Below are 23,435 nucleotides of genomic sequence, written 5' to 3' on the forward strand. Positions count from 1 at the left end.
TCTAATTTCTCACTTGTCACTCCTAACTTGTAAACTTGCCAATATCTAAATTCCGTCAAATCCAAGGTCCTCAAGATATCCATTCAATTTCTCTTCATTATCAATAATCTTAAACTTTAATTCTCTTATATCTTGCAGAACTAAATCTATATCAATTTCTTCTTCTTCCTCTGATGTATCTACATATCTGCTTATATTTAAATTATAATCATTTTCCTCTATAGTCTTTAACTCAACCACCTCTGCATATTTTTCTACTACTTCAAAATTATCAAAGGTTTTAATTATCTTTTCTACATCCTCATCTCTTAATTTATTTTTATTTCCGTCCTTAACAAATCCTGCTGATGCATCTATAAACAGAACTTTACCTTTTCTATTTTCAGCCTTATCCTTATTTATTATAAGTAATGCTGCTGGTATTCCAGTGCCGTAGAATATATTTTGTGGTAGTCCTATTACTGCTTCTATTAAATCGTCCTTTAATATAGACGTTCTTATCTTGCCTTCTGCTCCACCTCTGAATAATACTCCATGTGGTACTACTGTACCCATTCTTCCCTTCGAGTTTAAACTTGCTATCATATGCTCAACAAAGGCTAAATCTCCATAGGATTTTGGTGGTATACCATATACAAATCTTCCATAGACGTCTGTTTTTGCTTCATCTATTCCCCAGTTCTTTAAGGAAAATGGAGGGTTTGCAAGTACCACGTCAAAGGTCTTTAATACTCCACCATTAGTGTGCTTTGGTTCTCTTATAGTATCTCCTTTTTTTATATCCGCTCCTGTGGCATCATGAAATAGCATATTCATCTTACATATAGCCCAAGTAGAAAGGTTTATTTCCTGGCCATTTAAAGATACATTCTTAGGATTTCCCTGATGCTGTTCTATGTAATGGGTTGAGTGTATAAGCATACCGCCTGAACCTGTAGTTGGATCATATACCGACTCTCCTTCTTTTGGTTTAACAATCCCAACCAATGTCTTAACTACTTGCTCTGGAGTATAAAATTCTCCACCTTTAGCCCCACCTTGGTCTGCAAACTGCTTAATCAAATACTCATAAGCATTACCTAATATATCTTTATTTTCTAGGTTATCATTTGCTAATGACACTTCATTAAAAAGGAATAAAAGTTGTGATAACTTTTTGTCTGGTACTCTTTCCTTATCATTATAATTAGCCGTAGTAAGAACCCCTACTAATTCTGCATTTTTAGGTTCATCTTCTATTGATTTAAATGCCTTATCAAGCTCTGGCCCTATATTTAATGTTAAATCTTTTAATTTTGACCATCGTGCTCTTTCCGGTACATAAAAGTTTTCATAGATTGATGGATCTTCTATTAATAGATTTACCTCTTCCTCTGGTAGCCCCATTGTGGCAAATTCTTCTCTCTTCTTCTTTTGCTCTATTTCAAATTGGTCATTCATTCTCTTTAAAAATAATAATCCAAATATATAATCCATATATTGTGCAGCATTAAGTTCTCCTCTAAGAATATCAGCTGCATCCCATAGTGTTTTCTCTAATTTTTGCTGTGTAAGTTTCTCCATTTCGTCACCTCTTAACAATATTTTGTAATTTAATTTTAACACTTTATTCTTTTATACTCTAGGTATTTTAGTTACATTAAATTTTTCCACTTTAATTAATCCTGAAAATTTAAAAGGCTCAAACTAAAATTAGCTTGAACCTTTGATATTAAATATTCCATAAACTTCTGGTGCTCCCGACAGGATTTGAACCTGCGGCCTACTGATTACGAATCAGTTGCGCTACCAGCTGCGCTACAGGAGCATTACCAGAATATTTTATCATATTATGATAATTTTTTCAAATTCACCAAGAACTTAATGTAAAAATAAAACTACCTTATTTAAAGAAATTATTTATATATGAACTGAAAAATCACACTTTAAGGGAATAAAAAAATTGTAATTGAGGACTATTGAACTAGCTTTAGAACTTCTTATGTTTGAGGATTTCCCCCCCACAATTTTTTTTACTTTATCAATACGGTTGCCACAATAACCAATACAATCCCTATGGCCTGAGTAACAGAAACCGTTTCTCCTAAAAATAAAAATGCCATAAGAACAGCACTAGGTACTTCTAGGTTTGCTATGATAGAAACCTTAAGGGCACCTATGTATGATATAGCTGCGTATAAAAGTGTAAGAGGTATTACTTCACAAAACACTGCAAGAATTATTATAGAACTTATGCCCTTTACACTTAGAGAACTTAAAATTGAATAGGTCAAAGGCTTATATATCAAAAGTGCCATTAGAGAAAATAAAGTAGAATATGCATTTATGGTAAGTGGCGGTACATTTTCTAGTTTATTTTCGGTAAATATATTCATAAAAGCGTAAAAAACAGCACATAAAATTCCGTACATTATTCCTTTTATGGAGTACTGTATTTCACCACCTAAAAGTTCTAAGGTAAGAATGCATCCAAAGAAAGCTAATGCCACTGCTAAAGACTTCTTTAGTGTAACTTTTTCTTTTTTAAATATTGTTGAATAAAAAAACACCATTACAGGATAAGTGTAAAGTAGTATAGTAACTAGTGGAACTGGAAGATATTCAAAAGCCTTGTAGTAAAATACGGTCATAAATGTATTACCTACTACCCCCATTATGGCTAGATTTATAAGGGTTTTCTTATTAACCTTCACCTGGTTCTTATTTTTAATCATTATTAAAGTAAACATTATTATAATGGCAAATATGTATTGTATGGTTAAAAGACTTACAGATTCCAAACCAGTGCTATAAGCATATTTAATAAATAAGCCAGCACTTCCAAATAGTACTGCAGATATTACTGAGTATATGTACCCTTTTTTTATAAAAATTTTATGATTCTCCCTTCATCCTATTGATTGTAGTAAATAATTATATATTCAGCTTTCGCAGTTATAAACAGAGCTCTAACCTTCAGATGGAGTTTTTACTCCAACTGAAGGTTAGAGCTCGTTATCCAGGGACGTAGCTTCCGTTATCTCCCACTTTGTTAGAAGTGGGAGTGTTACGGCAGGTAGTCATCGGATAAATTTAATTATTGCTCTTGATGTATTATATCTAGCCTTGCAAATTTACTGTATTGTCCAAGCCATCCTAATTTAACAGTACCTGTTGGACCGTTTCTTTGCTTTGCTATTATACATTCTGCCACATTTTTGTCCTCTGTTTCCTTATTGTAGTATTCATCTCTATAAAGAAACATAACTACGTCTGCGTCCTGCTCTATAGACCCAGATTCTCTAAGGTCTGAAAGCATTGGCCTGTGGTCAGCTCTTTGCTCCGGAGCACGTGATAACTGTGATAGTGCTATAACTGGGCACTTCATCTCTTTTGCCAGGGCTTTTATAGATCTAGAAATCTCTGAAACCTCCTGCTGTCTGCTTTCACTTCCACTACTTCCACTCATAAGCTGCAAGTAGTCTATTACAATAAGATCTATTCCATGTTCCAGTTTAAGTCTTCTGCATTTAGATCTCATTTCCATAACTGAAACCCCAGCTGTATCATCTATATATATATTTGCAGCTGCCAAAGGGCCTGATGCCTTAGCTATGTTTTCCCAATCCTTGTCCTCTAAATCTCCCGTTCTAAGTTTCAGCATATCCACATTGGCTTCTGCACATAAAAGCTTATATGCCAGCTGTTCCTTAGACATTTCTAGAGAGAATATAGCTACACTTTTGCCCCCTCTTAATGCTGCGTATTGAGCTATGTTAAGAGCAAAAGTAGTTTTTCCCATGGAAGGTCTTGCAGCTATTAGGATCATATCTCCCCTTTGAAATCCTGAAGTTTTGCCATCTAATTCAGGAAATCCTGTAGGAACCCCTGTTATCTCTCCCTTATTATTAAAAAGTCTTTCTATTTCTAAAAATCCTCTTTCTAATACTGTGTTCATAGGTTCAAAATCACTGGTAGTTCTATTTTCTGCAATGTTAAATATTCTTCTTTCTGCTAAATCTATTACATTTTCTACAGCTCCACTGTTCTTATAGCTCTCTTCTATTATTTCAGTAGAAGACTGTATAAGCTTTCTTAAAATTGATTTATCCTTGACTATTTTTACATGTGAAGTCAAGTTAGCTGTAGTAGGTACGGAGTTACTTATTTCACTTATATAAGATATACCCCCACACTCCTCTAAGTTTCCACTAGCTCTCAGATGTTCTATCAAGGTTATCATATCTACAGGTGTATCCTGTTGAAATAAGTGATATATTGCTCCAAAAAGCACCTTGTGATGGTCCTTATAGAAATCCTCTGCATTTAATGTTTCAGTGGCCTCAGCTATGGCAGCCTTATCTATAAACATGGAACCTATAACTGCCTGTTCCGCTTCTATATTATGAGGTAAACTCCTAAGAGGCATCTCCATATATCATTTCTCCTTAAAACACAATTTTTAATAGTTCTTCTATATTTTCTACAGTTCTAACGTCAATATCAGTAAGTCCTGTTGGCACTTCATTTTCATTATCCTTAGGCACTATAACCTGTTTTATACCTTTTCTTCTTGCACCAAATATCTTTTCAAATATACCACCTACAGGCTTCACATTACCCCTAAGAGATATTTCTCCTGTGATTGCTATATCTTGTCTTATAGGCTTGTTTAAAAGAGCACTTATTATACATACAGTTATAGCTGCTCCTGCTGAAGGTCCGTCAATTTTTCCCCCACCTATGGCATTTACATGTATGTCATAATCTCTTATATCTTTGTCTGTTATTTTTCTTATAACAGAAGCTGCATTAAATACTGAATCCTTAGCCATGGAACCTGCTGTATCATTAAATCTTATAGTTCCTTTTCCCTTTTCTCTAGCTTCAAATACAGCTGCTTCTATTTCTATAACAGAACCAATATATCCAGCTACTCCAAGTCCATTTACATGACCAACCTCGGATCTATTTAAATCCGCAGTTTTTTCATATGGTATAAGCCTTCCTATAGATATTACATCCTCTATATCTTTTATAGTTATAATAACCTTGCCATCTTTATTTTTATTTTCTTTCTTATTGTAAAGCACATATCCATAGGCATCAGAAAGTATATTTACAGCCTTTCTTCCCTCTATAGTGTATCTGCTTATTAAGCTTGCCACTCCGTCTTCTAATTGCACATCTAACTTATTAGCTGCATTGCAAACTATGTCCTCTATATCCTTTGAGTTTAATGGCTCAAAATATACCTCTACACATCTAGATCTTAACGCTGGATTAATTTCTCCAGGTTCCCTAGTGGTAGCCCCTATAAGAACAAAATCCGCTGGAGCTCCGTTTTCAAATAAATACTTTATGTACTTTGGAGTACTTTCATCATCTGGATCATAATAAGCAGATGAAAATTCAACTCTTTTGTCCTCTAAAACCTTTAAAAGTTTATTTTGAAGTATATTATCAAGTTCTCCTATTTCATCTATAAAAAGAACTCCACCATGTGCCTCTGTAACAAGGCCTGGTTTTGGCTCTGGAATTCCTGTTTCAGCTAAATCTCTCTTACTGCCCTGATATATAGGATCATGAACTGAGCCTAAAAGTGGATTAGTTATCTCTCTAGGATCCCATCTTAAAGTAGTTCCGTCCACTTCAATAAACTTAGCTTCTTTGCTAAATGGTGTGTATCTAAGTTTTTTAGCCTCTTCAAGAGCTAATCTTGCAGCAGTAGTTTTACCTACCCCTGGAGGTCCATATAAAATAACATGTTGAGGATAAGGTGATGCTATTTTTGACATTAAAGACTTTATAGCTCTCTCTTGTCCAACTATCTCTGAAAAGCTCTCTGGTCTTAACAAAGTTTGAACACTTTTAGATATATTCTTCTCATCTAATTTCTTTAAATGTTCGTATTTGCTTATGGTTTTTGAGTTTTCTGGGCCTTTTTTCTTCTTGATTATGCTCATTCTCATTTCATCCATAAACTTATCTTGCTTTTCAACTAGAAGTCTCTCTATTTCTTTCTCTATTTGATTTTGCACATATCTCTTGGCTAAAACTTCTGAAATATTATCTTCTGTCTTATCCAAAATCTCTCTAATATTATTGTCATCAGGCACTACATCTATACCTTTTCCATCAGTAACTATTTTGTTTATTGCATATAATCTTTCATATTGATTTTTGCTCTTTATGAACTTATCTAATTTATGCTTTACTATTCTAGCTCTTATAGTACCTTTTTCAAAGGAATTTCTCATGATTTCCTCTAGTACATCTATATGTTCCTTTAGAGATATGCCAAATTTAAATTCCATTACTTCGCTTTTATCAATTTCTTTGTTCAATTCACGTTCCACCTTCATAAAAAGAAGATGTTCCTCCCTTCGGTGTTTACTAGTTTGAAGTCACAACTACCTTTATTTTTGTTGATACCTCAGGGTATACTTTAACTTCTACTTCATATACCCCTTCTTGTTTTATTGTATCTGAAACTATCTTTTTCTTGTCTATGTCTGTATGGTATTGTTTATTCATAACATCAGCTATATCCTTACTTGTAATAGCTCCAAATAATCTTCCGCCTTCACCAGCTTTAGCTACAATCTTAACTTCTTTTCCTTTTAATTCTGCAGCTAATTTTTGAGCCTTTTGAATTTCTTCAGTTTTTTTCTTTCTTTCGGCTTCTTGTCTTAAATTTAATTCCTTAACATTACCGTCAGTAGCTTCCTTTGCTAAATTCTTTGGAAATAAGTAATTTCTTGCATATCCATCAGAAGTATTTACCACATTGCCGCTTTTTCCCAATCCCTTTACATCTTTTAATAAAATAACTTTCATTATTTGTCACTCTCCTTTAAGTATTCACCTATTTCTTCTTTTAATAATTCACAAACCCTATCTATAGTACTATCTTTAATTCTAGCTCCTGCCATAGTGATATGACCACCACCGCCAAGCTTTTCTAGTATTACTTGAACATTTATATCACCTAAGGACCTTCCACTTATAAGTATATCATTATTAATTTCTATGAGCACAAAAGAAGCCTCTATATTAGTTATATTTAATAATTCATCAGCAGCCTGTGCTGCTACTATAGGATCTTTTATATCCTTTGGACATGTAGCTACCGCCACATTGTTTTCAACTTCAGCAGACTTTATAATTTCTGCTCTTTTTAAATACCTATCTAAATCATTAGAAAACACCTTTTTAATATCTATTGTATCTGCTCCAAGCCTTCTTAAGAAAGCCGCTGCCTCAAAGGTCCTAACCCCCGTCTTAAAATAAAAGTTTTTGGTATCAACACAAATACCTGCCAGTAAAGCCTCTGCTTCTTCTACTTTGAGCTTTGGATTATCCACCATGTACTGAAGCATTTCTGTTACCAGTTCCGATGTGGATGAAGCATATACCTCAATGTAACTTAAAATAGTTTTTTCTATATAATTAGGGCCTTTCCTATGATGGTCTACTATAACTCTTTTTTTGCACTTATTAACGATATCCTTGTTCTGTACGTAGTCTATACCATGTACATCTACTAATACTAAAAGAGTATTATCTTCTATTAATTTTTTAGCACTTTCAGAACTTATAAATGTATCTTCATAATCCTTAAGCTCCTTAACCCTATTGTATATTATTTTGATGCCATTGTTAACATCATCAATAACAATATTGCATTTCTTTTTAAGCATTCTACAAGCGGCATTTATTCCTATGCCAGCACCTAGTACATCCATATCTGGGTTCACATGTCCCATTATAATAATATTGCTACTTTCATTTATAAGCTCTACTAAAGCATGGGCTATAACTCTTGCACGTACCTTGGTTCTCTTTTCAAACTCTTGGGTTTTTCCACCGTAAAAATTAAGCCTATCTCTATTTTTAACTACTACCTGATCGCCACCTCTTCCTAGAGCTAATTCCTTAGCAGCAGCGGCATATTTATGATTTTCAAGGGGAGTATCTCCATTAATGCCAACCCCTATGCTTAAAGTTGCTGATAATTTGTTTCCTATATCCAAATCCCTCACATGATCTAGTATATCAAATTTCTTATCCATTTCCATATGGATATATTTATCCTCTACAGCTAAAACATATTTGTTTTGGGATTTCTTTTCTATCATGGCATTTAAGTTTTGTGCATAGCTATTTATACTTCTCTCTATTTCTGCCACCAAAAGAGGTCTTTTATCTTCCTCTGTAGTCTTAACTACTTCATCTAAATTATCCACCTCTATTAACATTATAGAAACTTTATTTTCTTCTATATCTTTTAATAATTCATATTTTTCTGTTGTATCTATAAAATATAGCAGAACAACTTTATCCGGATTTTCACTTTCTTCATTTATAGCCACTATATTAGCACTAATATCATAAAACTTTTCCTGTATAGGTACAAATGTAATTTTCTCTGTTCCATTTAAAAATTTCAAAATATCTATTTCTTTAGATATATTTTTAATATCCTCTCCTAATATTTTTCTCTCTTTTAATATGTCATGAAATTTTTGATTATACCACAGTATACTTCCCTTTCCACTAGCTATTATAAGGGGATAGGGCATTTTCACTAAATTATTTTGACTTGCTATATCTAATTTAGAAGAAAACTTTTCAATTTCACTCCACTCATCTTTTTTAACCTTGCTGCTTCTTTGATTTAAAATAGTTATAAGAGAGTAACCAACAAAAATTACTACACCCAATATTTTATTATAAAAAAATATTACACAGGATAAAAATAATATTATACCTATCTGTAATCTAAAATTGCCAATAGAATTTTTACCTTTATCTTTCATATTTACCCCTCAATTTTTTATTATTAAAACTTACTTATTTCCTTGGAAATTTCCCATTAACTTTCTCAAGTTAGTTATGCTATCTATAATACCCATTATAAAATAAATGCTACTAACATTAAAAATAAAAGTAAGTATTATTATTAAAATCAACATGGATTTGGATATTTTATACCTTTCTTTTAATAGATAAACCATTAAGGATAGTCCTGCCACAAAGAATATAAAACCACCTACAATATACACAGTGTATATTATATATTGGCCCCCTGGTATTTGCTTTGATTTCATTATTACTCCAATGGCCATAAGTCCTATAGTTATAGCAGCTATTTTATTATCTATATGCCATGTGGTAAATTTTTCTATCTTTCTAACTTGAATGTTTAATTTATCCAATATATTAGTTGCTACTATATAGTTTAAAAAGGAAAATATCATAGTTGTAACCATCATATATCCTGGAAGAGTGTAAAGTATTAATTCTTTTGTTAATTTAGGCATTCTATTTTGCAACTCTAAAATCTTATCCTCCCTTAGTCCAAGTTGCTTATATTGCTCAAAAACTGTTTTCATCTTACTATTATATGTTTTTACAGCCTCTTCCACTAATGCATTGAAATCCACAGTAAAAATAAATTTGTTTGCTAAAATAAATGCCAATGTTATTCCAATTATATAGGCAATTGCTGTAATTAATAAAGTATATATTCCTGTTTTTTTATTTTTTATACAGTATCCTAAGGCTACCCCTGGAAGAAAATCTAAAAATATAAATACAAAGGCTGCCCATACATTACCTATTAATATTATACATATAAAGCTGCAAATTACAGCCATTATGGTTACTTTTAAATCATGTCTTATAAATAATATACTGACTATTAGAGGTACCACTACAACTCCCACAAATTCGAAAAATGGCAAATATAAATTGGCTGCTGTAGCTATAACTATTAACACACTAAGTAAAGCTGCTTCAACTAAGGATTTTGTACTTAAATTTTTATTTTTCATATTACCTCCACTATTCTCTCTTTTTTAAATGACTGTATAGTCTACTTAAATCCTTTCCGTCTTTTTCTACTTCATCTTCTTCTATTATACCCAATTTTAATTTATCTTTTATCTCTTCGTCTATAGTTATAAAAGAATATCCAAGTCTATCGCCAATTACGTATAATAATATTATAGCCCCTGAAATGCAGTTTAAAATAGCATTTTGTGCCACGTTGCTTCCCTTGGTTAGAAGCTTAAAAAACTGTCCTATAACACATAATAAATCAGCCTTTAAACTTTCTATGATTTTAATATTTGACATTATATTAAAATCTCCCTTTTTCATAGCATACCATCCCCTTTCCCACCTATATATTATATTTTAGTTATTTCCTCATATTTATGCAACTTTAAAATAAAAAGCAACACCAAAAAGGTGTTGCTTTATTTCTTTACTATTCAGTAGTAAATGGTAGTAATGCTATATTTCTTGATCTCTTTATAGCAATTGTCAATTCTCTTTGATGTTTAGCACAGTTTCCAGAAATTCTTCTTGGAAGTATCTTTCCTCTTTCTGTTATGTACTTTTTAAGAGTATTGATATCTTTGTAGTCTATAACTTTTGCTTTATCAGCACAGAAAGTACAAACTTTTTTTCTTCTTCTTTTCATTTTTTTACGTTCGTTTGCCATCTCCAATACCTCCTTACCTTTTAAATTAGAACGGGATATCCTCATCATCCATAGGAGTTATATCCTCATCAAAACTTTGTTCTTTTGACTCTTCCATCGGAAAATTATCAAAAGATCCATTATACTCAGAATTGTTGCCTGACATTGATGACTTATTTCCATTTCCCCATTCAAGGAATTGGACTTCTTCAGCTACAACCTCAGTGATATATCTTCTAGTACCATCTTTAGCTTCGTAGCTTCTTGTTTGAATTCTTCCGCTAATTCCTATAAGCTTTCCTTTGCTCATATAGTTAGCAGTTGATTCTGCTTGTTTACCCCATACCACAATTGGAATAAAATCCGCTTCTGGTTGCCCAGGACTTTTAATTCTTCTATCTACAGCAATTGAAAAATTAGCAACTGCTGTGCCTGAACCCTGGATAAATTTAAGCTCTGGGTCTTTTGTGAGTCTTCCGATTAATACAACCTTATTCATCAAAACACCACCTAGTTTTCTTGATTAGTTATTAAGTGTCTTATAACACTGTCAGCAATTCTGAAGTTTCTGTCTAATTCTTTTGGTAGATCAGTATCTGCAGAGAAGTTGATTAGGACATATGTTCCTTCGTTAACTTTTGCGATTTCGTAAGCAAGCTTTCTCTTACCCCAAACGTCAACGTTATCGATTTGTCCTCCACCATTTTCTATAACACCTTTGAATTTCTCAATGTTAGCATTAAGAGCCTCTTCATCTAATGATGGGTGTAATATAAATAGAGTTTCATATTTTCTCATTACGTTCACCTCCTCCCTCCGGACTAACGGCTGTAATATCTTAATGTATTACAGCAGGGATTACATCAATATATTTTAACACTGGCATAACTAAAAAGCAAGTGTTTATTTTAGGAATTTTTACACTCCTCTAATACCCTCTTCATATTCTTTTCAAATTTACTTCGAGGTATCATGACTATTCTGCCGCATTTCACGCACTTTATTTTTATATCTGCTCCCATTCTGACTATTTCCCACTGATTAGCTCCACAAGGATGACCTTTTTTCATTTCTACTATGTACCCAATATCAAAATCCTTCATTTTTTCCACCCCTTATTATAAGTTTTATCAGCTGTAAATCTATTAATGAAAATGTTATTACTAACTTTATTACCTACCAGTAACCAGCAGTCTACCTTTCTTAAAAACACCGAAGATTTTTTATAATACCTTATTGACCATATTACCTATAATCATATCATACCAAATATGTATTTATATTAAAATCCCTTAATAATATTAAACACCTTAGTGAAACCCTTTATTGGTGAATTTAGAATATCCCTATTATAAACCTTCTCTAGTTAGATTTAAACCGAAATACTCTTCATATCACCCACTAGATACCATTTACATGGAAATTAATTTTAATTCCCTTATTCCTTAGGAACGCAAAAAGACTTACTCATTATACTACATATAAATGATTAAGTCTTCTTTTTAAAGTTTTTTATAAATATAACTACATTATAATTTCCACTTTTCCACCATCTTTTAAGTATATATTCTTAATATTGATTTTCTTTTCCTCTGCTAATGTCTTTATACTTCCTATATAACCTTCTGTTACTTTTAAACTTATACCGCAACTTTTAGTTATATATGTTGGTGTTGGAATTACTTGAACCTTTACTTCATTTTCTTTTGCAACCTTTTCTCCATTCATAGCTTCATGAGTATTTTGAAAAGTTACAACATAATATTTATCCATATTTTATCACCCTATATCATATATAATGTAACCAAATATAATTATAATTTAGTTATGCCCTTTTGTATATGCTTTTATATATAGGTATTTTATAATTTTACAATTTTATCTGATGTATTCATAGTTTCAACAATTGAATACATATTGCTTATTTCACCTATCTTTAGTTCTTCTTTGATTTTATAGAAGTCAAGACATGTTCCACAAACTTGAATTTTAACTCCTCTTTCTTTTAATTTATCTAAGCTCTCTAAAACTTCTGATCCTTCTACTGTTAACTTTACTCCCGCATTGACAAATATTAAATCTGTAGGAATAACATCTGCTTCTGAAAGAGCAAATAAATAACTTTTTATTAATATTTTTCCTAAATCCTCATGTCCATTACCTAACTTGTCATCCATTATAGCTATAGTAAATTTAGTATTTTTATTTCCTTCACTCTCACCTTTACATTCGGAGCATCCTTCACCCTTTTTTATATTTACATAGTAAAGTCCTTCTTTTTCTTCCACGTTAGCTTCAAATCCGTTATTTTGTGCAAATTTCATCACATTATTTTTAGCCACTTCATTATCAACTATAGTAGTAGCTTCTCCACTTTCTATTGAATCAAAATATTTCTTTGTACTTACAACTGGTATTGGACAATTCAAGCCTTTACAATCTATTACCTTTGCCATATGAATCCCTCCTAAAATATAAACATATTTATTTTAAATAGTGTTAATGCTGTTGTATTTACTTCCTAATTTAAACTATAATTATGGTATACTTATCATTAATCGTTCAGTTTTTATTATATCAAAGATTTATAACTTATTTTTAATTTTTACATACATTCAAATATCTATTATGAATTGCAATAGATATTGTATTTATTATTGATAATTTAAATATATAAAAATCATGGAGGTTTATCAAATGAAAGTTTACTTAGATAATGCGGCTACAACCTTTCCAAAACCAGATACTGTAGTATCTTCTATAATGACGTATATGACACAAGTTGGCTCTAACCCTGGCAGAGGTGCATCTTCCTCTTCTTTAGCTGGAAACAGGGTGGTTTTCCAATGTAGAGAAGCTATTGCTAATCTTTTTAACTTCCCAAATGTGGAAAATGTAATTTTTACTTCAAATATAACCCACTCCCTAAATACCTTAATAAAGGGAGTAGTAAAAAAGGGTTGGCATGTAATAACCTCTTCAATGGATCATAACGCTACTTTAAGACCTCTTTCTGCTCTTAAAGAAAAAGGTGATATTAACCTTACCATATTGGATTGTTCTGAAGAAGGTTTAATAAATATAGACGATTTTAAAAGGGCTATAGAAGATAATACTAAATTAGTTGTTTTATCCCACGCTTCTAACATAATAGGAACTATTCAACCACTAGAAGAAATTGGGCGTATATGTAAAGAAAAAGAAATTTACTTAATAATAGACTCAGCTCAAACTGCTGGAGTTTTAGATTTAGATTTTAAAAAATTAAATTGCAGTGCCTTAGCATTTACAGGGCATAAGAGCCTATTAGGACCTCAAGGCATCGGCGGATTTATAATTGATGATGAATTGAACAATATTACTAAACCATTTATAGAGGGCGGCACTGGCAGCGTATCTTCCAATGTTATTCAGCCAGATTTTTTACCTGATAAATTTGAAAGCGGCACTATGAATACTCCAGGTATTGCGGGACTTCTTGCGGGTATTAATTTCATAAATGAAAAGGGACTTAAATATATAAGAGAATATGAAGAAGAATTATGCCAAAAATTTATAAATGGAGCCCTAAACATAGATAGTATAAAAGTTTATGGTACAATGGATTCTTCTGCAAGAACCTCCACCATATCAATAAATTCATCAAAAATAGATAATGCAGAATTAGGATTTATTTTAGACAGTGAATTCGGCATAATTACAAGAACTGGATTACACTGTGCACCTTTAGCCCATAAGACTATAGGAACTTATCCAAGTGGTACTATTAGATTTAGTTTTGGCATATTTAATGATGAAAAAGATGTAGACTATGCTTTAAGCTGTATAAACAAAGTTATAAAAAGAATATAATACGTACTTACAGAGGCTCTACAGTGGAAAGGAAGTTAATAAGCAAAATTATAAAAAGGATGTGATAAATTGAATAGCTTACTAGAGAAACTTGATAGAACTATTGTTTTCATAGTGGCATATACCCTTATTTTTATACTATTTTTCTCAACCCTAGGCTATACTCTTCCTTTTGTTTTAGGTATACTATTCGCTATTTTATTACAAAAACCCGTAAAATTTTTAACTAGAAAATTCAAAATAAAATCTTGGATCTCTTCATTAATAGTAACTATAATATTTTTTGCCATAATTATAACCTTGCTTTCTTTAGGAATTACTTCCTTAACCTCAGAGAGTATTGAATTAGGAAAAAATATTCAAAGTTATATTAATAAAAACTCAAATAAGATAATGGGCTTTTTTAATAATTTACAAACCAACTATCATCATTTAGATCCTTCTATAGCATCTACTATAGAAAAAAATCTTTCGAGTTTTACATCAAAAAGCCTGAATCTTACAATGGCATTTACAAAAAAGGCTCTTTCTTTATTTTTAATATTTTTAGCTAAAATACCTTATACTATTATGGTAATACTATTTACCTTGCTTTCAACATACTTTTTCACCAAAGATCTTTCCGCAGCAAAAAATAAAATATTTGACCTTTTGCCAAAAAGCAAATCCGATAGATTATACAGCATAATATTAGAATCTAAAAAAATGTTATCAAATTATATAGCTTCTTATTTATTTATTATATTTATAACATTTTTAGAAACGCTTATAGGTTTTTTAATATTTAAAGTTAAATATGCTGTACTTTTAAGTGTTCTTTGTGGAATCTTTGATTTATTGCCGGTATTAGGCATAGGAGCTATTTATATTCCTTTGGCCATAATATATTTTCTTTCTAAAAACTATATTGGAGCAGTTGGCATACTTATTTTATATGCAATAGTTTCTGTAATAAGACAAGTAATAGAACCTAAGATAGTTTCTTCTTCACTGGGTTTACATCCAGTAGCTGTATTAGCAGCCATATTCATAGGTCTTAAGGCTAACGGCATTGGCGGAATGTTCTTCTGCATATTTTTAGTGGTATTTTATAATATATTAAAAAAAGTTGAAGTTTTATAGTATAATACACCGTCCTTTTGTTAATAATTAGAAAAGGAGGTGTATTTTTTATGAATAATAAAATTATTTTAGATACATCTAAAAATAACTGTATTTTTAAGCTGAGAGATATTATAAGTGAACAAATAACTTATGCCTTAAATTCAAAAATGCAAATTGCAATTTTATGTATAGGAACTGATAGATCTACCGGTGATTCTTTAGGCCCATTAGTAGGCGATAAACTAAAATTTTTAGTACGAGATAAAGTTGTACTATATGGGAATTTAGAAAACCCTGTTCATGCTAAAAACCTAAGTGAAAATCTTAGAATTATTAAAGATACCCTAGAAGATCCCTTTATTATAGCTATTGATGCTTCTCTCGGAAGCATTTCCAACGTTGGAAAAATCATTGTTGAAAAGGGGCCATTGATTCCAGGTGCTGCTTTAAATAAAAACTTACCTCCTGTTGGCAATGTAAGTATAAAAGGCATAGTAAATATATCTGGAAGCTTAGAGTTTTTGGTACTGCAAAACACTCGTTTGTATACAGTTATGAATTTAGCAGATATTATTTCAAAAGGCTTGTACCACTCTATTTTAAAAACCATAGGGGGTCCAAAACCACATAAGGAGGCTTTAGAAAATTTTGCAAAATAACACTTCAAAAATCCCTCCATTATATCAATGTAGGGATTTAATTAATTTTTTTAATCAATGATATTTAATCGAACCACTCACCCTCTAAGCGGTAAGATACTACCAATTTCAAGGATTGGTTTTTGCTCCTTAGAGCTTTAACCTCATATCAATATATATTTTACTAAAATGTTTCACGTGAAACATTTTTAATAATCAATATAATATTTTACCTATTAATATGCAGAAATAATTCGAAGAAGTAAAAATTCCTGAAAAAATTCAGCAAAGCTGAATTTTCACCACAACTATTACTCCTTACTTATTCATAAATTAATTATAAAAACCCAACTTAAGTTTTATTCTTCACTCTTACTTCTTAATCTTTACCTCTTCCTTTTTACTTCTTACTTCTTACTTCTTACTTCTTACTTCTTACTTCTTACTTTTTACTTCTTACTTCTTTTTACTTCTTACTTGGTATAACTTACAAATTCCTATTTTACATTCTAAATTTTAAATTAAGAACATTTATTCATCTAATGTAGTGCTTAAAATTTATATTTGAAAGTTGAGTAACTAATATATAGAACTATATACTCTATTGAATATTATTCTATCAATTTCATCTACAGTTTTTTTGCCAGAATCAATTATTAAAGTCCCTTCGGCTTTTAAGTTGTTTTCCAAATTAGCATCTAAAAGTCCATGATTTTTTAAATCACATATTATAATATCACAGGGCATATCCTTATTATTTGTTACTTCATATCCTCTGTTTTTTAATTCATTACTTATATATTTCATATCCTCAGGTACAAATACAATCATAATAAAAAACCTCCCTAAGAATATTATTCCCTTAATGGAGGTTTTTATACTTTAATGCTTTTATGCCTTAATGTATTTCTTCTATTTTGTTTTATCCGATGACTATCTGCCGTAACACTCCCACTTCTAACAAAGTGGCAGTTAACGGCAGCTACGTCCCTGGATAACGATCTCTAACCTTCAGTTGGAGTAAAAACTCCATCTTAAGCTAAGAGCTCTGTTTATTTCCAATGGCTGAATTTAAAACTTCATCCTCTTCTTCAGATAGGTCATATCTAGATATACCTCTATCTATGGGCTTTGCATATACTACACTATCTTCTCTTCCATATATACCTGTTATGATCATACCACTGTTATATTCATTAAGCAGTGCTATAGAAAAACTTAAATCACTTCCTACATTTTCAAAAGCTTTATATCTTTTTATAGCTGTCTTTTGCACACAATTTTTTAGCTGCTCATTTAAAACCTTGTAGTTCTCTTCTAGCGTGTCAACTTTTTCTTTACTCACATCAATCTTATCAAAATAAGTTTCTATAACCTGTTCTATATTTTTATTATCTACACCTCTTGTTAGCTTTCTAATTTTTTTCTCCATTTTACTTATAGATTTAAATGCCACAAAAATCATTATGAACAATATCAATATTATAATTCCCATGGCAGCTATAATATATGGTTGAAAAGCTGATAAATTCTCTAGTATTACGTTCAAATGAATCCTTCCTTTCTGCTGATGTTTCACGTGAAACATTTTTAAAATTTATGTAATATACATTAAAATTATATTTTAGTATGTTTTACGCTTCTTTTAATTATATGTGAATTGTCCTGCAACATCAATGTTTTTACATTGATATTTGTTGCCTTTTATAGATTTTTTATTTTTTTAATGTATATTTAAAATATCTATTATTCTTTGAAGATCCTCCTCAGAATAATATTCAATTTCTATTTTACCTTTTTTATTTTTATTATTTTTTATAAATACCTTGGTTCCAAAGTATCCTTCTAGTGTATTTTTAATATCTTCATAATATGGATTGCTTTCTAACTCTTCTTTTTCTTTTTCTGCTTCATTTTTTATTTTAGAAGCATTTCTTATTAATTTTTCTACTTCCCTAACACTCAAGTTTTCATCTATAATCTTTTGAGCTAAAGAATATTGAATATCCTTATCCTCTATAGGTAATAATGCTCTTCCGTGGCCCTCTGATATAACTTCATCTATAAGATATTGTTGTACTCTCTCATCTAGATTTAAAAGTCTCATGCAGTTAGCTATAGCCGTTCTAGATTTTCCTATTCTGCTAGATATATCATTTTGAGTTAACTTAAATTCCTCAATTAATCTTTTATATGCCTTTGCTTCCTCTATAGGATTTAAGTCTTCTCTTTGTATATTTTCTATTAAAGATACTTCTAACACTTCATTTTCTGGCATATTCATAACAACTGCTGGAACTTCCTTAATTCCCACAACTTTTGCAGCTCTCCAACGTCTTTCACCTGCTATTATTGTATAACTTTCACCTTCTTTTTTTAAAACCAAAGGCTGAATTATACCATACTGCTTTATAGACTGAGCCAACTCCATTATTTTATCCCCGTCAAAACTTTTTCTTGGCTGCTTTTTATTAGCTTTTATTAAATTTAAAGGAATTCTTAAAACATCATCTTTTTTTTGTTCTTCTGGAGAATCTTGTTCTGGAATTAAAGCTCCTAACCCTTTTCCTAATCCATACTTCTTACTCAAGCTTCTTCCCCCTTTTGTTCTTACTTAATCATCTCTAGATTTCTATAATTTCTATTTTATTCTACTGAATACTTCTTAAACAAGCAAATTTTAGATTTTTATGATTTTACTTTTTATTAGATTTTAGCTTTTTACTTTTATAGTTTCGTAAATTGTAAATTTTCCTCCTAAGCTTTTACTACGCTTTAGATTTTTGCCTTTTTAAAAATTCTTTGGTTAGTTTTTGGTAAGCCTCTGCTCCCCTGCATTTATCATCAAATAATAATATAGGAAGTCCAAAACTAGGTGCTTCTGCTAATCTTATATTTCGTGGTATTGTAGTATTATATACTTTATCCTTAAAATATTTTTTTACCTCTTCCACTACTTCGTTACTAAGTTTTGTTCTACTATCATACATGCTCATTAAAATACCCTCTATTTCTAGAGATTTGTTTAGAGATTTCTTCACCAATTGAACTGTATTTATAAGTTGTCCAACTCCTTCTAATGCATAAAATTCACACTGAATAGGAATCAAAACGCTATCTGCTGCACATAGAGCATTTATTGTTAAGAATCCCAAAGATGGTGGACAATCTATGAATATATAATCAAATTTTTCATCTAATTCCTGTAGTGCATTTTTTAATATATTTTCTCTATTGTCCTTATTTATTAATTCTACTTCTGCTCCAGCTAACTCCATAGTAGAAGGGACAATATAAAAATTATCAACAAGTTCTATTTTTTTTATAACCTCTTTTATGCTCTTTTCTCCAGCTAGCACATCATAAATTGAACTTTCAACGTTTCTCTTATCTATACCTAAACCACTAGTAGTATTTCCTTGAGGGTCTATATCTATAGTAAGTATTTTTTTTCCTTTATTAGCTAAGTATGAGCATAAATTTATATTGGTAGTGGTTTTTCCAACCCCACCCTTTTGATTAAAAACGCAAATAATCTTCATTAAACTCATCACCTTTAATTATATTTTAAAAATAAGTGTACATTATTAAATTACCACCGGTAACTAACGGTGGCTAAAATTTTAACACTTTCTCTTCAACTTCTATTATAATATTAATACCCCCGTTGTGCTAGTAAATTTTGTTCATGAAACAGTGTAAAAATAAAAAAAGATAAAATTAGTATATAAATTTTTCTATACCAATTTTATCTTTAAGTTTTTTATTACTTTTTAGGAATGCGTATAGTTACTTCAATTGAATCCTCTAATTCTTTAGATTTGTAATTAGCTGTTATACCATATTTATCGAAAACTTGTTTTATAGTATTTACATAAATTCTAGGACTAAAAATTCCCTTTATTCTCTTTTTACCATCTGCAGCTACTTCTTCACTGCATAACTTAAGAAGTTCTCTTTCTATTATTTCCTCTGTCTTTTTTACATTTAAAGACTTTTGAATAACCTCTTTTAATACTTTATTTCTAAGCTCTTCAGAAGGCAACTTTAAAAGTGCTCTAGCATGCCTTTCTGTTAAATTATTTTCTAAAAGAATTTGTCTAATTTGAGGTTCTAATTTAAGAAGTCTTATTTTATTTGCTATGGTAGATTGCTTTTTTCCTATAACTTCTGCTAACTGCTCTTGAGTATAGGAGTGATCCTTTATTAAATTATAATAAGCTTCTGCTTCTTCTAAAAAGTTTAAATCTTGTCTTTGTAAATTTTCTAAAAGTGCTATAGCTGCTGAATCTTTATCAGTTATATCAACTATTATAGCTGGTATTTCTTCTAATCCAGCTAATTTAGCAGCTCTAAGTCTTCTTTCCCCAGCTATAAGTTCATATTTTCCTTCTGACAATATTCTTATAGAAATTGGTTGAATAACCCCATATGCTTTCATTGATTGTGCCAGTTCTTCTAGAGCTTCCTGATCAAAATGTTTTCTTGGCTGATAAGCATTTGGAACTATGGAATTCACAGGTATATAATTTATATCTTTTTGCATAGCTACCATCCCTCTTATTGTTTTCCTAATATTAACATTTCTATAGAAATATTAATATTCCTTCTTTTTTTATAAATTTTTTTATATTTTTTATTTCATTCTCTTTATTTTCCAATTTATGCCATTATATTGCTTTTTTAAATGTCTATAGACTACTATGACATTTACGTTTTTATATACTAAATTTCAACTAAACACTATTTTAGAGGTTTTTTAGAAACAACTCCTGCTTTTCTTGGATAAGCTTTTGGTGTTTCCTTTATTTTTTTCACCACAACTAAATTATGTCTTAAATCACTTCCGTCTATATCTACCTCTATTATTTGTTGAATTTTGCCCCCTAGAATTTTGATAGCCTTTTGAGCCTCCTCCAATTCTTCTGTTATGGCAGGTCCCTTTAATGCTACAAAATATCCACCTTTTTTAACAAAGGGTATACAAAATTCACTCAATACAGTCATATTAGCTACAGCTCTAGAAACCACTGCATCATACTGCTCTCTGTATTTTTTATCTTTAGCAAAATCCTCGGCTCTTCCATGTATAGTTTCAACATTTTCTAATTTTAGATTATTTATAACTTCATCTAAAAAAGTTATTCTCTTCTTTAAAGAATCCAGTAAAGTTATCTCTAAGTTTTCCTTGACTATCTTCATAGGTATACCAGGAAATCCAGCACCGGTACCAATATCTATTATTTTCTTACATTCCTTCAATTTTTCAAATTTAAATATTTTGAAAGAATCTATAAAATGTTTTTTTACTATTTCTTCATCCTCTGTTATGGCAGTTAAATTTATCTTTTTATTCCATTCCTTTATCATATCCTTATAAAGAATGAATTTATTGTATTTATCCTCGTTAAAATCCACTCTCTCTTTTAAGGCTGCATTATTTAACATATCATAATATTCCATTTAACTTCCTCACTTTTCATTTATCTATTGCTTCTCTTTAATTGTTCTAAGTATATCATTAAAACAGATATATCTGCTGGAGAAACTCCTGAGATTCTTGAAGCCTGACCTAAATTAGTAGGTCTTATTTTATTAAGTTTTTGTATAGCCTCTATTCTAAGGCCTTTTACTTCACTATAATCTATATTTTCAGGTATAATTTTATTTTCCATTTTCTTAAAGCTATTTACCTGTTCTATTTGTTTTTGAATATATCCTTCATATTTAGCAATTATATTCACCTGTTCCTTAACACTTTCAGGTAATTTAGGTCTATCTATATCTAAAGGCGCTACTACGTAATAATTAAGCTCAGGCCTCTTTATTAATTCGTATAAACTAATAGGTTTCTTTAACTCTACAGAATTTAATTTTTCTAAAAATTCATTTACTTCTTTTTTATTAGTTATCTTTAAACTTTTAATTCTTTCTATTTCTTTCTCTATTGCTTCTTTTCTATCTAAATATTTTTTATATCTATCCTCTTTTACAAGGCCAACTTTATATCCTGCCTCAGTTAATCTTAAATCTGCATTATCTTGTCTTAAAATAAGTCTATATTCAGATCTAGATGTCATCATCCTATAGGGCTCGTTAGTTCCCTTAGTAATTAAGTCATCTATCAATACCCCTATATATGCATCTGAACGATTTAATATAAAAGGTTCTTTACCATTAATTTTAAGAGCAGCATTTATTCCTGCCACTAATCCCTGACCTGCAGCTTCTTCATATCCTGAACTTCCATTTACTTGTCCTGCAGAAAAGAATCCATCAATATTTTTTAATTCCAAGGAAAGCTTCAACTGTGTTGGATCTATACAATCATACTCTATAGCATATCCTATTCTTGTAACCTCAGCATTTTCAAGTCCTGGAAGGGTTTTAAGCATTTTAACCTGTACATCTTCTGGAAGAGAACTAGACATGCCACCTACATACATCTCCTCTGTGAATTCTCCCTCAGGTTCTATAAATACTTGGTGCTGCTCCTTATCTCTAAACCTCATAACCTTATCCTCTATAGAAGGACAATATCTAGGACCAACCCCCTCAATACTTCCGTTATATAAAGGCGATCTGTCTATGTTATCTGTAATAACCTTATGAGTATTTTCATTAGTATAGGTTAGATAACAAGAAACTTGATCCTTTTCAATATAATCATTCATAAAAGAAAAAGGAACTATATTTTCATCTCCTGGCTGCTCTATCATTTTTGAAAAATCCAATGACTTTCTATTAACTCTGCATGGGGTTCCAGTTTTAAATCTTCTTAAAGAAATACCTAAATCTAAAAGATTTTTAGATAACTCATTGGACGGCATAAGCCCACTTGGGCCCTCGTTTCTGCTTACGTCTCCCACAATAATTTTAGATTTTAAATATGTACCTGAAGCTAAAATAACAGCTTTACAGCTAAAATAAGCTCCATTAGAAGTTAATACTCCCTGTACCTTTCCTTCCTTCACATCTACTCCTGTTATCTCTAATTGCTTTAAAACAATATTAGGTTCTTTTTCTAAAACCCACTTCATTCTCTCTGAATATTTTCTTTTATCAGCTTGAGCTCTTAAGGAGTGCACTGCCGGTCCCTTAGACGTATTAAGCATTCTTGATTGTATAAATGTTTCATCTATATTTAATCCCATTTCTCCGCCTAAGGCATCTATTTCTTTTACCAAATGTCCCTTAGCTGTTCCACCTATATTGGGATTGCAAGGCATAAGAGCGATACTATCTAAATTTATTGCACTTATTAATGTTCTACATCCAAGCCTTGCTGAAGCAAGAGCAGCCTCACACCCTGCGTGTCCAGCACCTATAACAATTACATCAAAATCTCCTGCATGGTAACTCATGTTCAT

The 23,435-nt window shown here is 30.8% G+C and carries 24 protein-coding genes and 1 tRNA gene; 3 read left to right on the forward strand and 22 right to left on the reverse strand.

The window, feature by feature from the left end:
* Window positions 1–45: 45 nt before the first annotated feature.
* The 15 genes from FGK85_RS04550 to yedF all read right to left on the reverse strand — a co-directional run bounded on the left by FGK85_RS04550 (window position 46) and on the right by yedF (window position 12,927).
* Window positions 46–1,563 carry a type I restriction-modification system subunit M gene (locus FGK85_RS04550; protein WP_138204153.1) on the reverse strand — a complete coding sequence of 506 codons (1,518 nt, stop codon included), beginning with the start codon at window positions 1,561–1,563 and terminating at the stop codon, window positions 46–48.
* A 168-nt stretch (window positions 1,564–1,731) separates the two neighbouring features.
* A tRNA-Thr gene (locus tag FGK85_RS04555) sits at window positions 1,732–1,807 on the reverse strand.
* 205 nt (window positions 1,808–2,012) lie between these two features.
* The gene (locus tag FGK85_RS04560) at window positions 2,013–2,873 is read right to left on the reverse strand and encodes a DMT family transporter (RefSeq protein WP_341472467.1); all 861 of its coding nucleotides are present in this window, start codon (window positions 2,871–2,873) and stop codon (window positions 2,013–2,015) included.
* A gap of 203 nt (window positions 2,874–3,076) precedes the next feature.
* Entirely contained in the window at window positions 3,077–4,414 is a 1,338-nt protein-coding gene (locus FGK85_RS04565; RefSeq protein ID WP_138204157.1) for a replicative DNA helicase, read from the reverse strand.
* A gap of 13 nt (window positions 4,415–4,427) precedes the next feature.
* A complete protein-coding gene (gene lonC, locus FGK85_RS04570; protein WP_138204159.1) occupies window positions 4,428–6,344 on the reverse strand; it encodes a Lon family ATP-dependent protease in 1,917 nt (638 codons plus the stop codon).
* 31 nt (window positions 6,345–6,375) lie between these two features.
* Entirely contained in the window at window positions 6,376–6,819 is a 444-nt protein-coding gene (gene rplI, locus FGK85_RS04575; protein ID WP_138204161.1) for a 50S ribosomal protein L9, read from the reverse strand.
* Window positions 6,819–8,801: a DHH family phosphoesterase gene (locus tag FGK85_RS04580; RefSeq protein WP_138204163.1), complete on the reverse strand. Its 1,983-nt coding sequence runs from the start codon at window positions 8,799–8,801 to the stop codon at window positions 6,819–6,821. Before FGK85_RS04580 ends, rplI begins: the two co-directional genes overlap by 1 nt.
* A gap of 30 nt (window positions 8,802–8,831) precedes the next feature.
* Entirely contained in the window at window positions 8,832–9,818 is a 987-nt protein-coding gene (locus FGK85_RS04585; RefSeq protein ID WP_138204165.1) for a DUF2232 domain-containing protein, read from the reverse strand.
* Window positions 9,819–9,828: 10 nt separating this feature from the next.
* Window positions 9,829–10,146, reverse strand: coding sequence for a MazG-like family protein (locus tag FGK85_RS04590; protein WP_138204167.1), 318 nt, complete (start codon window positions 10,144–10,146; stop codon window positions 9,829–9,831).
* Between the two features lie 109 nt (window positions 10,147–10,255).
* The gene (gene rpsR, locus FGK85_RS04595) at window positions 10,256–10,492 is read right to left on the reverse strand and encodes a 30S ribosomal protein S18 (protein WP_138204173.1); all 237 of its coding nucleotides are present in this window, start codon (window positions 10,490–10,492) and stop codon (window positions 10,256–10,258) included.
* Window positions 10,493–10,517: 25 nt separating this feature from the next.
* Window positions 10,518–10,970, reverse strand: a complete 453-nt coding sequence (locus FGK85_RS04600; protein ID WP_138204175.1) for a single-stranded DNA-binding protein — start codon at window positions 10,968–10,970, stop codon at window positions 10,518–10,520.
* A gap of 11 nt (window positions 10,971–10,981) precedes the next feature.
* Entirely contained in the window at window positions 10,982–11,269 is a 288-nt protein-coding gene (gene rpsF / locus FGK85_RS04605) for a 30S ribosomal protein S6 (protein ID WP_138204177.1), read from the reverse strand.
* 110 nt (window positions 11,270–11,379) lie between these two features.
* Window positions 11,380–11,574: a DUF951 domain-containing protein gene (locus FGK85_RS04610; RefSeq protein ID WP_138204179.1), complete on the reverse strand. Its 195-nt coding sequence runs from the start codon at window positions 11,572–11,574 to the stop codon at window positions 11,380–11,382.
* Window positions 11,575–11,995: 421 nt separating this feature from the next.
* Window positions 11,996–12,244 (reverse strand): putative Se/S carrier protein, encoded by a 249-nt coding sequence (locus FGK85_RS04615; RefSeq protein ID WP_138204181.1) that lies wholly within the window; start codon window positions 12,242–12,244, stop codon window positions 11,996–11,998.
* Between the two features lie 89 nt (window positions 12,245–12,333).
* Window positions 12,334–12,927, reverse strand: coding sequence for a sulfurtransferase-like selenium metabolism protein YedF (gene yedF / locus FGK85_RS04620; RefSeq protein WP_138204183.1), 594 nt, complete (start codon window positions 12,925–12,927; stop codon window positions 12,334–12,336).
* Window positions 12,928–13,168: 241 nt separating this feature from the next.
* Here yedF and FGK85_RS04625 point away from each other — a divergent pair, with 241 nt between their 5' ends.
* The 3 genes from FGK85_RS04625 (at window position 13,169) to yyaC (ending at window position 16,086) form a co-directional block, all read left to right on the forward strand.
* Window positions 13,169–14,323, forward strand: a complete 1,155-nt coding sequence (locus tag FGK85_RS04625) for an aminotransferase class V-fold PLP-dependent enzyme (RefSeq protein ID WP_138204185.1) — start codon at window positions 13,169–13,171, stop codon at window positions 14,321–14,323.
* A 69-nt stretch (window positions 14,324–14,392) separates the two neighbouring features.
* Window positions 14,393–15,445 carry a sporulation integral membrane protein YtvI gene (gene ytvI, locus FGK85_RS04630; protein WP_138204187.1) on the forward strand — a complete coding sequence of 351 codons (1,053 nt, stop codon included), beginning with the start codon at window positions 14,393–14,395 and terminating at the stop codon, window positions 15,443–15,445.
* A gap of 50 nt (window positions 15,446–15,495) precedes the next feature.
* Window positions 15,496–16,086, forward strand: coding sequence for a spore protease YyaC (gene yyaC / locus FGK85_RS04635; protein ID WP_138204189.1), 591 nt, complete (start codon window positions 15,496–15,498; stop codon window positions 16,084–16,086).
* Between the two features lie 558 nt (window positions 16,087–16,644).
* Here yyaC and FGK85_RS04640 read toward each other — a convergent pair.
* From FGK85_RS04640 to mnmG, 7 genes are all read right to left on the reverse strand, one after another.
* On the reverse strand, window positions 16,645–16,896 hold the full coding sequence (locus tag FGK85_RS04640) for a YkuS family protein (RefSeq protein WP_138204191.1): 252 nt from the start codon (window positions 16,894–16,896) through the stop codon (window positions 16,645–16,647).
* Between the two features lie 208 nt (window positions 16,897–17,104).
* Window positions 17,105–17,614, reverse strand: coding sequence for a DUF4446 family protein (locus FGK85_RS04645; RefSeq protein WP_138204193.1), 510 nt, complete (start codon window positions 17,612–17,614; stop codon window positions 17,105–17,107).
* Window positions 17,615–17,788: 174 nt separating this feature from the next.
* Window positions 17,789–18,655, reverse strand: a complete 867-nt coding sequence (locus FGK85_RS04650) for a ParB/RepB/Spo0J family partition protein (protein ID WP_138204195.1) — start codon at window positions 18,653–18,655, stop codon at window positions 17,789–17,791.
* Between the two features lie 178 nt (window positions 18,656–18,833).
* The gene (locus FGK85_RS04655) at window positions 18,834–19,607 is read right to left on the reverse strand and encodes a ParA family protein (RefSeq protein ID WP_138204197.1); all 774 of its coding nucleotides are present in this window, start codon (window positions 19,605–19,607) and stop codon (window positions 18,834–18,836) included.
* A gap of 224 nt (window positions 19,608–19,831) precedes the next feature.
* Window positions 19,832–20,611, reverse strand: a complete 780-nt coding sequence (noc, locus tag FGK85_RS04660; RefSeq protein WP_138204199.1) for a nucleoid occlusion protein — start codon at window positions 20,609–20,611, stop codon at window positions 19,832–19,834.
* A gap of 197 nt (window positions 20,612–20,808) precedes the next feature.
* Window positions 20,809–21,528, reverse strand: a complete 720-nt coding sequence (rsmG, locus tag FGK85_RS04665; protein ID WP_138204201.1) for a 16S rRNA (guanine(527)-N(7))-methyltransferase RsmG — start codon at window positions 21,526–21,528, stop codon at window positions 20,809–20,811.
* Between the two features lie 20 nt (window positions 21,529–21,548).
* Window positions 21,549–23,429: a tRNA uridine-5-carboxymethylaminomethyl(34) synthesis enzyme MnmG gene (mnmG, locus tag FGK85_RS04670; protein ID WP_138204230.1), complete on the reverse strand. Its 1,881-nt coding sequence runs from the start codon at window positions 23,427–23,429 to the stop codon at window positions 21,549–21,551.
* Between the last annotated feature and the right edge of the window lie 6 nt (window positions 23,430–23,435).

This window comes from Haloimpatiens lingqiaonensis, from assembly GCF_901447495.1.
Taxonomy (GTDB): domain Bacteria; phylum Bacillota; class Clostridia; order Clostridiales; family Clostridiaceae; genus Haloimpatiens; species Haloimpatiens lingqiaonensis.